General features: G+C 62.4%; 12 protein-coding genes. 4 read left to right on the top strand and 8 right to left on the bottom strand.

Annotated features, from left to right (window positions below):
• Positions 1–81: 81 nt before the first annotated feature.
• The 3 genes from FFI89_RS33485 to FFI89_RS33470 all read right to left on the bottom strand — a co-directional run bounded on the left by FFI89_RS33485 (position 82) and on the right by FFI89_RS33470 (position 2,867).
• Positions 82–492: a (deoxy)nucleoside triphosphate pyrophosphohydrolase gene (locus FFI89_RS33485; protein WP_138831709.1), complete on the bottom strand. Its 411-nt coding sequence runs from the start codon at positions 490–492 to the stop codon at positions 82–84.
• A 27-nt stretch (positions 493–519) separates the two neighbouring features.
• Entirely contained in the window at positions 520–1,761 is a 1,242-nt protein-coding gene (gene argJ, locus FFI89_RS33480) for a bifunctional glutamate N-acetyltransferase/amino-acid acetyltransferase ArgJ (RefSeq protein ID WP_138831708.1), read from the bottom strand.
• Between the two features lie 152 nt (positions 1,762–1,913).
• Positions 1,914–2,867 (bottom strand): peptidylprolyl isomerase, encoded by a 954-nt coding sequence (locus FFI89_RS33470; RefSeq protein WP_168213130.1) that lies wholly within the window; start codon positions 2,865–2,867, stop codon positions 1,914–1,916.
• A gap of 347 nt (positions 2,868–3,214) precedes the next feature.
• Between FFI89_RS33470 and secA the strand changes: the two genes are divergently transcribed.
• Both secA and FFI89_RS33460 read left to right on the top strand, forming a co-directional pair.
• Positions 3,215–6,052, top strand: coding sequence for a preprotein translocase subunit SecA (gene secA, locus FFI89_RS33465; RefSeq protein ID WP_138831705.1), 2,838 nt, complete (start codon positions 3,215–3,217; stop codon positions 6,050–6,052).
• A gap of 410 nt (positions 6,053–6,462) precedes the next feature.
• Complete coding sequence (locus tag FFI89_RS33460; RefSeq protein ID WP_138831704.1) at positions 6,463–6,927, top strand: hypothetical protein; 465 nt, start codon at positions 6,463–6,465, stop codon at positions 6,925–6,927.
• 2 nt (positions 6,928–6,929) lie between these two features.
• On the opposite strand, the gene FFI89_RS33455 is transcribed toward FFI89_RS33460, so the two are convergent.
• The 5 genes from FFI89_RS33455 to FFI89_RS33435 form a co-directional block, all read right to left on the bottom strand.
• Positions 6,930–7,427, bottom strand: coding sequence for a hypothetical protein (locus FFI89_RS33455; protein ID WP_138831703.1), 498 nt, complete (start codon positions 7,425–7,427; stop codon positions 6,930–6,932).
• A gap of 520 nt (positions 7,428–7,947) precedes the next feature.
• Positions 7,948–9,447: a murein L,D-transpeptidase family protein gene (locus tag FFI89_RS33450; RefSeq protein ID WP_138831702.1), complete on the bottom strand. Its 1,500-nt coding sequence runs from the start codon at positions 9,445–9,447 to the stop codon at positions 7,948–7,950.
• Between the two features lie 330 nt (positions 9,448–9,777).
• Entirely contained in the window at positions 9,778–10,740 is a 963-nt protein-coding gene (locus tag FFI89_RS33445; RefSeq protein WP_138831701.1) for an acetyl-CoA carboxylase carboxyltransferase subunit alpha, read from the bottom strand.
• Between the two features lie 255 nt (positions 10,741–10,995).
• Positions 10,996–11,955, bottom strand: coding sequence for a site-specific tyrosine recombinase XerD (gene xerD / locus FFI89_RS33440; protein WP_138831700.1), 960 nt, complete (start codon positions 11,953–11,955; stop codon positions 10,996–10,998).
• Between the two features lie 16 nt (positions 11,956–11,971).
• Complete coding sequence (locus FFI89_RS33435) at positions 11,972–12,118, bottom strand: histidine kinase (RefSeq protein WP_138831699.1); 147 nt, start codon at positions 12,116–12,118, stop codon at positions 11,972–11,974.
• A gap of 166 nt (positions 12,119–12,284) precedes the next feature.
• Here FFI89_RS33435 and FFI89_RS33430 point away from each other — a divergent pair, with 166 nt between their 5' ends.
• Positions 12,285–12,902, top strand: a complete 618-nt coding sequence (locus FFI89_RS33430; protein WP_138831698.1) for a shikimate kinase — start codon at positions 12,285–12,287, stop codon at positions 12,900–12,902.
• Between the two features lie 27 nt (positions 12,903–12,929).
• On the top strand, positions 12,930–14,075 hold the full coding sequence (aroB, locus tag FFI89_RS33425) for a 3-dehydroquinate synthase (protein ID WP_138831697.1): 1,146 nt from the start codon (positions 12,930–12,932) through the stop codon (positions 14,073–14,075).
• Positions 14,076–14,092 lie beyond the last annotated feature (17 nt).

The following is a 14,092-nucleotide window of genomic DNA, read 5'->3' as shown; positions in this document are numbered from 1 at the left end:
CTCGAACCATGAACAGCCCGTCTGCGGCCATCCTTCGAGACGCGGCGAAGACGCCGCTCTTCAGGATGAGGCCGGAAACACCTACATCAACAAATCGATCAGATGCGGGATTAGCGGAATGTCCGCCGGCGGCATCGGGTAATCGCGCAGTTTGTTGGCGCGGACCCACGCCAGTTGCTGGCCTTCGCGCGCCGTCACCATGCCTTCCCAGCGCCGGCAGATGTAGAGCGGCATCAACAAATGGAAGCTCTCATAGGCGTGGCTGGCGAAGGTCAGCGGCGCCAGACAGGGCTCGGCGACGTCGATGCCAATCTCTTCGCGCAATTCGCGGATCAGGGCCTGCTCCGGCCGCTCGCCGGGATCGAGCTTGCCGCCGGGGAATTCCCACAGGCCGGCCAGCGCCTTGCCTTGCGGGCGTTGCGCGATCAGCACGCGCTTGTCGGCGTCGACCAGGGCACAGGCGACCACGAGGGCAAGTTTGATCTCAGCCATGCGCGGTCGCTCTGGACGGTGTGAAATTCACGACCGGTAATCGCCGTTGATCGCGACGTATTCCTTGGTGAGGTCGCAGGTCAGCACGCGGTCGCGGGCCTTGCCGAGCCCAAGCGAAACCTTGATCTGGATCTTCGGGTTCTTCATCACCTCGGAGACCTCAGCCTCGTTGTAGGACGGATCGCGCGCGCCGCTCTTGGCGACGCGGATGCCGTTGAACGAGATCGACAGCTTGTCGCGATTGGCGGGCTCGCCGGCCTTGCCGACGGCCATCACCACGCGGCCCCAATTGGCGTCCTCGCCGGCGATCGCGGTCTTCACCAGCGGCGAGTTCGCGATCGACATCGCGATCTTGCGCGCGGACGTCTTGGTGGTGGCGCCGTCGACGATGATTTCGACCAGCTTGCGGGCGCCTTCGCCGTCGCGCGCCACCTGCTCGGCGAGATCGGCCAGCACTTCGCGGAACGCTTTTGCAAATGCCTTCAGCCGGGGGTCGCTGGCGCGGGTAATCTTTGGTGCGCCATTTGCGGCGGCAGCACCGGTGGCGAAGGCGAGCAGGGTGTCCGAGGTCGAAGTGTCGCTGTCGATGGTGAGGGCATTGAAGGTGTCCTCGACGCCGCTCTTGAGCAGCGCCTGCAGCACGGCGGATGACAGCGGTGCATCGGTGAACACGAATGAAAGCATCGTCGCCATATCCGGCGCGATCATGCCGGCGCCCTTGGCCATGCCGTTGATGGTGACCTTGGCCTTGCCGAGCTTCACCGTCGCGGTTGCGACCTTCGGGAAGGTGTCGGTGGTCATGATCGCCTTCGCGGCACCCATCCAGTCGTCAGGCGCGGCGTTTGTCGCCAAAGTCGCCAGCACGCCGTCGAACTTGGTGGCGTCGAGCGGTTCGCCGATCACGCCGGTGGAAGCGAGGAACACCTCATTGGCGCTGCAGCCGACCGCTTTCGAGGCGATCGAGGCCGTCAGCGCCGTCGATTGCCGGCCGCTCTTGCCGGTGAAGGCGTTGGCATTGCCGGAATTCACCACCAGCGCACGCGCTTTGCCGGGACCGAGCTTGGCGCGGCACCATTCGACCGGCGCGGACGGGCATTTCGACTTGGTGAAGACACCGGCGACGGCCGTGCCCTTGTCCATGACGGCCAGCAGCACGTCGGTGCGCCCCTTGTAGCGGATGCCGGCCGCCGCGGTGGCAAGCTTCACGCCCGCAATCGCGGGCATTGCGGGGACATCGGTCGGGGCGAGAGGAGAAACAGCTGTGGACATGGGCAAAATCCAAAAACGTGGGGATCGTCATGGCCGGGCTTGACCCGGCCATCCACGTCTTCAGCACCCATCAGTGAAGGTCTTAAGACGTGGATGCCCGGCACAAGGCCGGGCATGACGTCTCAATACTGAAAACCGATCGCGAAGTCGATTTACTTCTTCGCCGGCGCCATCTTGGAATCCTTCGCCGCGTCGGGCTTCGCCGGGGCCGTTTCAGGCTTGACGGTTTCAGGCTTGGGCGCATCCGGCTTCGCGGCGGTCTCGGCCGGCTTGTCCATGCGCTCGATCTTGGCCGCTTCCCGCAGCTTTCCGACGTATTCGGCCTGCGCCTTGCGCGTCACATAGGTCTCGATCTGCGCCTTGACCTGCTCGAAATCGGGCGCCTTGCGGCTGCGCTTTTCCTCGACCTTGATGATATGCCAGCCGAACTGGGACTTGACGGGATCGGAGATCTTGCCGGGATCGAGCGTGAAGGCGACGGCGGAGAATTCCGGCACCATCTGCTCCTTGGTGAAGAAGCCGAGGTCGCCGCCGTCGGACGCGCCGGGATCCTTGGACTTCTTCTTGGCCAGCTCGGCGAAATCCGCGCCCTTGTCCAGCTCGGCCTTGATCGCCTTGGCCTCGTCCTCGGTCTCGACCAGGATGTGGCGGGCATGAACTTCCAGTTCGCCGGTGATCTGCTTGGAGGCCTCCTCATAGACCTTCTTCATGGCCTCATCGGTGGTCGCGGCCTTGCCTTCGGTGGCCAGCAGGCTGTCCATCAGGAGACGGCTGCGCGTGAACGACATCCGCCGCTTGAAGTCCTCGGAATTCTCGACCTTCTTGTCCTCGGCGGCCTTGGCGACGATCCTCAGGTCGATCAAGAAGGACAGCACGTTGTCCTTCTTGGTGGCCGGGTCCATCTGCGCGAGGCTGGGGCCGAGTTCCTCTTCGGCAAGCGCGACGTCGCTCTGGCGGATCTCCACGCCGTTGACCTTGGCGAGAACGGGATTGTCCTCGGCGCGGACCGGGCCGGCGGCCAAAAGCGCGGCCAGGCAGCCGGTCACGGCCAGGGCGGCCAAGCCGAAGCGCAGGCCGGTTTTCGTTTCCGGGAACGAGGAGGTCATGCAAAATCCTTGTCTTGAAGAAGGGGAACGCCAAAGGCGCCGGGACACTCGCCCAATCGTGAGGGCTTGGCAACGCGAAAAGTCTGTCAAAATGATGAATTCCTTGACATACGGCTAGCGTTGACAACCCTCCGGCCCAGCCATATCTCTGCCGGAACCTATCAACGGTATTAAGCTTATTTTGCTGCGGTTTTTGCCGTTGAACCTTGGATTGCTTAATTCCCACTCACTAGGCGGATGACCCCCTCGACAGGGGAGTTAGCCGCGGCGCGTCACGGTGAGTTGATAGGCAACCTGGTGGACCACGTCACGGCTCAAACGCAAGCACGGCAAAGGCAGGAATTGGCATGATCGGCGCGCTCGCCCGCAAGTTTTTCGGCTCCGCCAACGACCGGCGGGTGAAGGGATATCAGTCCCGCGTCAACGCCATCAACGCGCTTGAGCCCGAGCTCGCCGCGTTGTCGGACGAGGCGCTGAAGGCCCGAACCGCCGAATTCCGCCAGCAACTCGCCGACGGCAAGACGCTCGACGACATCCTGGTCCCGGCCTTCGCCACCGTGCGCGAGGCCGCCAAGCGCACCCTCGGCCAGCGCCATTTCGACGTCCAGCTGATCGGCGGCATGGTGCTGCACGAGGGCGACATCGCCGAGATGAAGACCGGTGAAGGCAAGACGCTGGTCGCGACGCTCGCGGTGTACCTCAACGCGCTCGCCGGCAAGGGCGTCCACGTCGTCACCGTCAACGACTACCTCGCCAAGCGCGACTCCGAATGGATGGGCCAGATCTACAGCTTCCTCGGCATGACCACCGGCGTGATCGTCCACGGCCTCGACGATGCCGAGCGCAAGAACTCCTACGCCTGCGACATCACCTACGGCACCAACAACGAATACGGTTTCGACTATCTGCGCGACAACATGAAGTACCGGCTCGAGGACATGGTCCAGCGCAGCCACTTCTACGCCATCGTCGACGAAGTCGACTCGATCCTGATCGACGAGGCGCGCACGCCGCTGATCATTTCCGGCCCGCTCGACGACCGCTCGGAATTCTACAACACCATCGACACCTTCCTGCCCAAGCTCGACAAGACCGATTACGACGTCGACGAGAAGCAGCGCACTGTGACGCTGACCGAAGCCGGCATGGAGAAGATCGAGACGCTGCTGCGCGACGCCGGCCAGCTCAAGGGTGAAACGCTCTACGACGTCGAGAACGTCTCCGTCGTGCATCACATCAACCAGGCGCTGCGCGCCCACTCGCTGTTCAATCGCGACAAGGACTACATCGTCCGCGACGGCGAAGTTGTCATCATCGACGAGTTCACCGGCCGCATGATGCAGGGCCGCCGTTATTCCGAGGGCCTGCACCAGGCGCTGGAAGCCAAGGAGCACGTCCAGGTCCAGCCGGAAAACCAGACGCTGGCCTCGATCACCTTCCAGAATTATTTCCGGATGTACGAAAAGCTCGCCGGCATGACCGGTACGGCGCTGACCGAAGCCGACGAATTGTTCGACATCTACAAGCTCGAGGTCGTGGAGATCCCGACCAATGTGAACATCGCGCGTCTGGATGAGGACGACGAGGTCTACCGGACCCAGAACGAGAAATACGCCGCGATTCTGGCGGAGATCGAACGCGCCAATGCGCGGCTGCAGCCGGTGCTGGTCGGCACCGCTTCGATCGAGAAGTCGGAAGTGATCGCCGAATACCTCAAGAAGCACGGCTACAAGCAGATCGATTTCGGCGCGGAATCCGGCATGGACAAGCTCTATGCCGCGGCCCGGGCCGGCAAGCCGGCCAAGCTGTTTGCGGTGCTGAACGCGCGCTTCCACGAACAGGAAGCCTATATCGTCGCCGAAGCCGGCGTCCCCGGCGCGATCACGATCGCGACCAACATGGCCGGCCGCGGTACCGACATCAAGCTCGGCGGTTCGCTCGATATGCGGATCCTGCACGAGACCGCCGGGATTACCGACGAGGTCGAGAAGGCCGCCAAGATCGAGCTCATCAAGGCCGACGTCGAGCGTTTCCGCGAGATCGTGCTGAAGGCCGAGGACCAGGTCGAGATCGAACCCGCCAAGGGCGGCAAGCCCGCGAAGACCATCAGGAAGCCGGGCGGCCTCTATATCATCGGCTCGGAACGGCATGAATCCCGCCGCATCGACAACCAGCTCCGCGGCCGCTCCGGCCGCCAGGGCGATCCCGGCCGCTCCAAGTTCTTCCTGTCGCTGGAAGACGACCTGATGCGGATCTTCGGATCCGACCGGCTCGACTCCATGCTGACGCGGCTCGGCCTGAAAGAGGGTGAGGCGATCATCCATCCCTGGATCAACAAGGCGCTGGAGAAGGCGCAGCAGAAGGTCGAGGCCCGCAACTTCGACATCCGCAAGAACCTGCTCAAGTTCGACAACGTCCAGAACGACCAGCGCAAGGTGATCTTCGACCAGCGCATCGACCTGATGAAGGACGACAGCGTCGCCGAGACCGTCGCCGACATGCGCCACGCTTTCGTCGAGGACGTCGTCGCCAAGCACGTGCCCGAGCATGCCTATGCCGAGCAGTGGGACGTCGCCGGACTGAAGGACGAATTGAAGCGCGTGCTCGACATCGACCTGCCGGTCGACGCCTGGGCCAAGGAAGAAGGCATCGCCGACGAGGAATTGCTGTCGCGTATCGAGAAGCACGTCGACGAGCACATGGCGGCGAAGGTCGCGCAATGGGGCCCCGACGTGATGCGCTACGTCGAGAAGACCATTTTGCTGCAGACGCTCGATCACCTCTGGCGCGAGCATCTGATCATGCTCGACCACCTGCGCCAGGTGATCGGCCTGCGCGGCTACGGCCAGCGCGATCCGTTGCAGGAATACAAGTCGGAGGCGTTCAGCCTGTTCGAGGCGATGATCGCGCATTTGCGCGAGGCAGTGACGGCGCAGTTGATGCGGGTCGAAATCGTGCCGCCGGAAGAGCAGCAGCCGCCCTTGCCGCTGATGGAAGCGCACAAGCTCGATCCCAATACCGGCGAAGACGAGATGGCGTTCGCCAGCGCCTCGCTGGTGCCTCAGGCGGCTGCCGCCGACCGTGATCCGAACAACCCCGCAAGCTGGGGCAAGGTCGGCCGCAACGAGGATTGTCCGTGCAACTCCGGCAAGAAGTATAAGCACTGCCACGGCCGGTACGCTTAGCTAGCCATTTCAATAACTTAGTGGGGCGACTAACGCCCCACAATAATTGGAATGCTTTCGATCCTGGTGGTGCTTGCTGTTCTTCAGGGGCATCACGGATAGAAGGCGCTCGCTATCTTGAAGATGGCAGGCTCACGCTTTTCAAGCGAGAGGGCATTTTCGATGCCCGCATTCGGCTTTTGGCTTCGGCCAGGTACATCTGAGGGCCGAGCAGGGCCTTCCGCTAGAATCCAAACTATTCGCAGCCGTTATCGATGATTACATCGCTTACCGTGAGCGGGATCATTGCCACGGCAAGACTTCAGCGGGCATGCTGCGGCAGATAATCCGTGTTTCGAAATTCTGGCGAGAGTCCGCTGTCATCTGGCTGCTGAGACAATCGACGACAAGGTGATGCGGGAATTTATCGAATGAACAAAATCACGGTAGCTCCAGAGTTGAAAGGTGCGAAGGGAGATGTCGTCGCAGCCAGAATTGAAGTGCCAATTCTTTTCGCAATGATTTATGGAATCGTTGAATTCATCCGATTGGGGAGACCCCAAGATCACTACTTGTACACATACGCACCGGTTCTGGGTGGCGTCGCTGCCTCAGTAGGTCTTTTCACTTATTATTTTCTTGTATCCGTTGAGCGTCGACGGAGCCGGAAATTCCTCTTAGCTTTGCTCGGGCTCCTCCCATACTTTTATGGGCTATACATCATGGGAATTCTCGGCCTGTACATGATCTACGAGGGCGTCGTCGGAGTATTCTCAATCTGGGCAATGCTCGGCGGGGTCTTTTGGCTTTTTGTTGGATTTCACCTGATCTATCGATTTTATCTGCTGACAGAGATCGTCAGGAAACACGAGGCCGCTCTTTCGGATGGCGGCTGACCTCAATTCACCTTGAACATTTGCCCAAAGCGCCCAGCAATATCGTCCAGAAGCGTCGTCCTGATGGGTGGTCTCGTATTAGGTTGCGCTTCACGTGCGTTGTAATTCTTCATAGCCGCAGTAAGCGCCTGAAGCGGCGCACGATGGATGGCCACCTTTCTTGCCGGGTCACGTTTTACAGGAATGGGCTTCTTCGGAACCGTCTCAGCCAAGGTTGAGAACGCTGGCAATGGGCCTGGTGTTATCTGCACGAATGCAAATGCCGATTGAGGAAGCTCTATCGCAGTTGGGATTGCCGTAGGCGGAATTGCACTTTGCGGAAGGCTGGTATCGAAAACTACCCGTTCGGGCAGTTTTTCGATTGAACTAATCCTGATAGCGGGCCTCTGGATTTCTTTGTGAGTTCGTTCGGCAATGGCCTCGGGCATGAGCCAATTCACTGCCAACAGCAACATCAGAAGTGCTGGGCCGACAACGCCAAGGAAGCGCAACAAGGGCATATCGTATCGCCCCTACTCAGACGCTGATTGGTAAGAGTCCGCCGGGTCTACAAATTGTGCGCCGCCGACAGCGGAGCCAGCACAAGCACACAGCACGACGAAGAAGAGTCGAATGATCAGGGACATTGTCTGCCTCTTGTTGTATTGGAGGCAGATTGGCAGGGATTTCTTTCGCTCGGCTTAGTAAGGGTGGTTTTTTGTCCGTTCAGAACCTTGGTAAATACTTCTTAGGATCAGGCACGGGGCGGAATTTGCAGCTCTACCTTGGTCGAAATTCGGAAGTACAATTCAAAGTCAGCTAGACAAGAAGTTGACAGGGGCAATCCACGGCTGCAAAGTTGCTGATAACGCTACGCCTGAGCGGGACTTGATCTCGCACCGATGTCATCATCCGCGAAAGCGGATGATCCAGTACGCCGCGTTGGCGCGATAACCACAAATTCACGGACTACTGGATGCCCCGCTTTCGCGGGGCATGACGGGAGAGTTTTGTGTGGCAGTTGTCGGAAGCGCTTCGCGCTTACTTCATCGCCCCGAAGCGGCTGTCGAACGAGTTCGACGACATGATCGGCGCTGATCCCGCAACCTGACTGGGTGCTGAGGGTGCAGGTGCGGCGGCTTGCGCCGGCGCATCGGAGACGGACGGCTTCAACGCCGGCTTGACGGCGGCAACCTTCGGCGCTGCGGTCTTCGGTACTGACGCTTCCGGGCGCGGCGACGGTTCAGTCCGCTTGGCCTCGATCACCTTCGGCTTCGCGGGCGGCGGTGCGCTTGCGGTGGTGGCGGTCGCATCCGCGCTGCCGCCGATGCCGACCTTGCGGGCGAGGCTGGAGAAGAAGCCGTCGGATTGCCCAGACGGAGCGGCGTTCGCGACCCGCGTCGGGCCGGCCGTCGGCGCCGGTGCTGCCGCCAATTTCGGCTCTTCGGGCGCGCCCTGCAGCAGGTTGTCGGACGGCGAAGCCGGTGCGCGGGGCGGATTGACCGTCGAAGGAATGGTGCCTGGTGCGCGCGACATCGCCAGCACCGACAGGCCCTGGCTGTCGCCGCCTTCGGACAGGCCGGTGTTGCCGTCAGGCACGCGGGCGGCGAATATCTTGTTCATGCCGCCGTCGATGCCGGTATTGATCCGCGCAACCGGCGTTCCCTTGGCAATCAGCTTGGTGGTCTCGGCGAGATCGGTGGTCTGCTTCTCGCGCACGGCGTTGGCGACTTCTTCCGGGATGGCGTAGGCCGGGCATTTGGCGGCGGCGTCGAATACCGGGTCACGCGTGGCATTCGGCGCCCGGGTGGCATCGAACACGTATTTCTTTTCGCAGAAATCGACCTTCGGCTCCTGCTTTGTCACCTCGAAATGATCGTAGCCTTCCTTGATCATTTTCCAGAACGGCATGTTCGGGTTGTTGCGATGCTTCGCCATGTTGATCGGCGTCATCCGGAACGGATAGGCCTGCAGCTGGAACGATTTCTGGCCGCCAAAAAACGATTCGCGGCCGAGCGAATAGATTTCCGCGATCTGCTCGTCGGTCATCGCGTAGCAACCGCGCGAGGAGCAATCGCCGTGCACCATCAACTGCGAACCGGTGCGGCCGAGCGCGCGGTCGAACGCGTTGGGATAGCCGGTGTTGAAGGAGAGGTAGTAGGCCGACTGCGGATTCATCTGCGCCGGCGAAATATTGTAGAAGCCTTCCGGCGCCTGACGGTCGCCTTCGCGGACCTTGGGTCCGAGGTCGCCCGACCAGCGGCAGATCGGATAGGTCTTCAACAGCGCAAAGCGTCCAGAGCGATCCTGCTTCCAGACCTCAAGCTCGGCTTCCTGCTTGAACAGCCGGACCAGCACCGGCGAATTCAGGTCCATGTCCTTTTCGACCATCGCCTGGATCAGCTTCGGCGGCACCGGCTGGTTGGCCTTGGCGTTGGTGGCGAGGGAGATTTCGTCGCTGTTGCAGCCGGCCATCAGCACACCGGCACCCGCAAGGGCAACCGACGTGACGAGCGCGCGAACCAGCGAGCGGTATTTCAAAGGCTAAGCTCCACACCCATCGGGCAATTTTCGCACCCCAACCACAGCGTCATGCCCTGAAGCCAATGTATAAAATCTTACCCTTTGGCCCATTTGGTCGCAACCCGTACCCGCCATGCCGGCCGGTTCCACGGTGGGCATGGTCAACAGGAGTTAAAGAACGGGCTCGGGGCCTAATTGCGGCCGAGATCAATGATTTGACAAAAAATGGGCGGTTTTGCGGGCGGCACCAGAGCGTTTCCGGGCGAATCGGAACCCGGCTTGCTTAAAAAATGGTGTTAAAACAAAGTGTTATGGCCATGTTCATGGCTCGATCGGCACCCGTGGCCCCTAGCCAAGCTTCCGGCCGATATCGAGGAATTTCTGCCGCCGCTGCCGCCGGACGCCGTCCGGATCGAGGTTGCGGAGGTCGTCCAAGGCCTGCGCGATGGCATCGCCGGTGGCCGCGATCATGGCGGCCGAATCGCGGTGGGCGCCGCCCGCGGGCTCCTTCAGGATCCGGTCGATGACGCCGAATCGCAGCATGTCCTGCGCCGTGATCTTCATGCTGGTCGCGGCTTCCTGGGCCTTGGTGCCGTCGCGCCACAGGATCGAGGATGCCGCCTCCGGCGAGATCACGCTATAGATTGCGTGTTCGAACATCAGCACCTTGTTGGCGGTGGTAATGGCGATGGCGCCGCCGGACATGCCTTCGCCGGTGACGATCGCGACATTGGGTACGCCGAGCGACAGGCAGGCGTCGGTGGAGCGCGCGATCGCTTCCGCCTGTCCGCGTTCTTCGGCGCCGATGCCGGGATAGGCGCCGGCCGAATCGACGATCGACAGCACCGGGATACCGAACCGGTCGGCCATCTCCATCAGGCGGACCGCCTTGCGGTAGCCTTCGGGACGCGCCATGCCGAAATTATGCTTGATACGGCTCTCGGTGGTGGCGCCCTTTTCCTGGCCGATGACGCAGATGCTTTCGCCGCGGAAGCGGCCGAAGCCGCCTATCAGCGCCTCGTCCTCGCCGAACTTGCGGTCGCCCGCCATCGGCGTGAATTCGGATATCAGCGCATTGACGAAATCGGTGAAGTGCGGCCGCTGCGGATGCCGCGCCACCAGCGTCTTCTGCCACGGCGTCAGGTTGCCGTAGAGGTCCGTCAGCGCCTGCGACGCCTTGTCCTCGATCCGCGAAATCTCGTCGCCGATGTCGCTGCCGGTTGCGGCGAGCGCGCGCAACTCGTCGACCTTGGCCTCGAGTTCGGCGACGGGTTTTTCGAAGTCGAGGTAGCTGCGCATCTGATCCGGCATCAAATCAATATAGGGAACAACGCGACAGGACGCGAAGCGGTTTCGGACAGTCCCCAGAAATCACGCGTCTTCAATGATTTAGCGTGAATTTCGATTGCGGGGAGCCTGATTGCGAAACGCACGCCGAGCACGGCCGCGGGCGGGAGACGGCTCTTTCGGGGGAGATGGCGCGGAAGTCAAGGTACCGTAGCGTTTTCAAGCGAAGTGGCCCCGGTTCGCGTGAAGAAAACGCGTCAAAAAACAACATGGCGAAGTCTACTTCTCCGCCAGCGGATGCAGGTCGCGGACCAGGCTTTTCAGCCGCTCCTCGACCACATGGGTGTAGATCTGTGTCGTCGAGATATCGGTGTGGCCGAGCAGCGTCTGCACGATGCGCAGGTCGGCGCCGTTGTGCAGCAGGTGGCTGGCAAAGGCGTGGCGCAGCACGTGCGGCGACACCAGCCGCGGCGCGAGGCCAGAGACCGCCGCCAGTTCTTTCAGGTCGCGCGCGAAATGCTGCCGCGTCAGATGTCCGCTCTCGCCGAAGGAGGGAAACAGCCATTTCGAGGCGGCGGTGTTTTTCTTCTTCTCGCCCTTCAGCACCTCCATGGCGGCGAGATAATCGGCCATCGCCTGCCGCGAGGCGTCGTTCAGCGGCACCAGCCGTTCCTTGTTGCCCTTGCCGCGCACCACGATCATGCGGGCATCGCGGCGCGAGGCCGAGAGCGGCAGCGCCACCAGTTCGGAGACACGCAGGCCGGTGGCGTAGAGCACCTCCAGCAGGCAATGCAGCCGCAGCGCGCGCAGCCGCTGCTGCGGCGAGGCGTCCTGCTCCGCCAGTTCCTTGGCCCGCGTCAACATGCGGTCGACGTCCGATATCGACAGCACCTTGGGCAGGCCGCGGCCGCGCTTCGGGCCCGACAGGATCGCCGCGGGATCGTCGCTTCGGATCCGCTCGTTCAGCAGGAACCGGAACAGATGCCGCATCGCCGACAGCCGCCGCGCCACGCTGGATGACTTGAAGCCTCTGACATCAAGATCGGCGAGGTAGTTCCGCAAGGCCTCGGTTTCCGCGCCGGCAAAGCTCTGGCTGCTGCGGCCGAGGAATTCGGAGAAATCGGTGAGGTCGCGGCGGTAGGCATCGAGCGTGTTGTCGCCCGCCCCCTGTTCCGCCGCGAGCATGTCGAGGAACAGGTTGATGAGTTTGGCATCGGAGGTCTTGGACGGGTTCCGCATCCTCAAACCGTAGCGCCTATTTCTTGAGGAACTTGTCTGCCTGGATGGTCACGGTCATTTCCCGCGGCTTCGGGTTGACGAAATTCGCCAGCGCGAAAATAGCGCCATAGATCACCCCGGCGATGACGCCGACGACCATCAGAAAGCGGAACAGACTGGGCATCAGGGCGCCTCAGGCAGCGAATTAACCATTGAAATCATCGGGGGTGGCCGAACCGGAGTACCTACATGTTCCCCGCTTGGTTGCAAGAGTCTCTGGCAACGGGATCGGCGGGGGTAGTATAGGTTGCCCCGGAGCGGACAAAATCCGCCGACAACCGAGTTTTTTGATGTCCGAGACGGCCGTACCGGTACCCGCGAGCACCCCCCAGGAGGCCGAAATCACTTCGGCGCTGGGAATGCGCTCGATCGTGCTGGTCGGCATGATGGGGGCCGGCAAATCCACCATCGGCCGCCGGCTGGCGGCGCGGCTGCGGTTGCCGTTTCTCGACGCCGATATCGAGATCGAGGCGGCGGCGAGCATGACGATCCCGGAAATCTTCGCGGCCCATGGCGAGCCGTATTTCCGTGACGGCGAGGCGCGGGTGATCGCGCGGTTGCTCGACAACGGACCGGCGGTGATTGCGACCGGCGGCGGCGCCTTCATGCGGGAGGAAACCCGCAACCTCGTTCGCGCCAAGGCGGTCTCGATCTGGCTCAAGGCGGATGCCGACGTCATCATGAAGCGCGTCAAGCGCCGCGCCGACCGGCCGCTGCTGCAGACCGAGGATCCGGCTGCGACCGTTAGCCGTCTGCTTGAAGCGCGCGAGCCGGTCTATCAGACCGCGGATCTGACGATCTGGTCGCGCGACGTGCCGCACGACCGGATCGTCGACGAGTGTATCGATGCCTTGCGCGCCCGGCTGGGTGGCGGCGCTGCGGCAGTTCAGCAAGCAACGACGGGATGAACGTTACGCCATGACCCTGATACCAAAATGACCGCGCCACTGAAACATTCCGCCGATATCACGGTCGACGTCGCCCTCGGCGACCGCGCCTATGACATCGTCATCGGCCGGGACGTGCTGCCGTCGCTGGGCGCGCGCGTCGCCGCGCTGCGGCCGGGCGTGCGGACCGCCATCGTCACCGATCGTACCGTCGCCAAACACTGGCTGGAGCCAACCGAAAGTTCGCTCGCCGCTGCCGGCATCCCGACCTCGCGCATCGTCGTCGCGGAAGGTGAGGGGTCGAAAACCTATTCGGGTCTGGAAAAGGTCAGCGAGGCGCTGATCGCGGCCAAGATCGAGCGCAACGATCTGGTCATTGCGCTCGGCGGCGGCGTCGTCGGCGATCTCGCCGGCTTCGCGGCAGCGATCCTGCGCCGCGGCGTCGATTTCGTGCAGGTACCGACCTCGCTGCTGGCGCAGGTGGATTCCTCCGTCGGCGGCAAGACCGGCATCAATTCGCCGCAGGGCAAGAACCTGCTCGGCGCGTTTCACCAGCCGGTACTGGTCATCGCCGACACGTCGGTGCTCGACACGCTGTCGCCGCGCCAGTTCCGCGCCGGCTATGCCGAAGTCGCCAAATACGGCGCGCTCGGCGACGAGGCGTTCTTCGCCTGGCTCGAGGCCAACCATGCCGATATCTTTTCCGGCGGCGCGGCGCGCGAACACGCGATCGCGACGTCGTGCCGGGCCAAGGCGGCGATCGTGTCGCGCGACGAGCGTGAGACCGGCGAGCGCGCGCTGCTCAACCTCGGCCACACCTTCGGCCATGCGCTGGAAGCGGCGACCGGTTTCTCCGATCGCCTGTTCCACGGCGAAGGCGTTTCCGTCGGCATGGTGCTGGCAGCGGAGTTTTCCGCAAAGCTCGGCATGATCTCCGAACAGGATGCGGCCCGCGTCGAGCGCCACCTTGCTTCGGTCGGTCTGCCGACCCATCTGCAGGATATCGCAGGCTTCGCCCAGGAGGGGCTGGCCGATGCCGATGCGCTGATGGCGCTGATGGCGCAGGACAAGAAGGTCAAGCGCGGCAAGCTGACCTTCATCCTGCTCGAGGCGGTCGGCCGCGCCGTGATCGCCAACGACGTCGAGCCGTCCCTGGTGCGTGATTTTTTGCAGGCCAAACTGGCCAAAGCGTGAGCGCTGTCGCTTAACTC

The organism is Bradyrhizobium sp. KBS0727, assembly GCF_005937885.2.
Lineage (GTDB): Bacteria > Pseudomonadota > Alphaproteobacteria > Rhizobiales > Xanthobacteraceae > Bradyrhizobium.
This window is presented reverse-complemented; position numbering and strand designations above follow the sequence as displayed.

Coding starts and splice junctions, on each gene's coding strand:
- FFI89_RS33485 (WP_138831709.1), bottom strand. CDS start 492: ATGGCTGAGATCAAACTTGCCCTCGTGGTCGCCTGTGCCCTGGTCGAC.
- argJ (WP_138831708.1), bottom strand. CDS start 1,761: ATGTCCACAGCTGTTTCTCCTCTCGCCCCGACCGATGTCCCCGCAATG.
- FFI89_RS33470 (WP_168213130.1), bottom strand. CDS start 2,867: ATGACCTCCTCGTTCCCGGAAACGAAAACCGGCCTGCGCTTCGGCTTG.
- secA (WP_138831705.1), top strand. CDS start 3,215: ATGATCGGCGCGCTCGCCCGCAAGTTTTTCGGCTCCGCCAACGACCGG.
- FFI89_RS33460 (WP_138831704.1), top strand. CDS start 6,463: ATGAACAAAATCACGGTAGCTCCAGAGTTGAAAGGTGCGAAGGGAGAT.
- FFI89_RS33455 (WP_138831703.1), bottom strand. CDS start 7,427: ATGCCCTTGTTGCGCTTCCTTGGCGTTGTCGGCCCAGCACTTCTGATG.
- FFI89_RS33445 (WP_138831701.1), bottom strand. CDS start 10,740: ATGCCGGATCAGATGCGCAGCTACCTCGACTTCGAAAAACCCGTCGCC.
- xerD (WP_138831700.1), bottom strand. CDS start 11,955: ATGCGGAACCCGTCCAAGACCTCCGATGCCAAACTCATCAACCTGTTC.
- FFI89_RS33435 (WP_138831699.1), bottom strand. CDS start 12,118: ATGCCCAGTCTGTTCCGCTTTCTGATGGTCGTCGGCGTCATCGCCGGG.
- FFI89_RS33430 (WP_138831698.1), top strand. CDS start 12,285: ATGTCCGAGACGGCCGTACCGGTACCCGCGAGCACCCCCCAGGAGGCC.
- aroB (WP_138831697.1), top strand. CDS start 12,930: ATGACCGCGCCACTGAAACATTCCGCCGATATCACGGTCGACGTCGCC.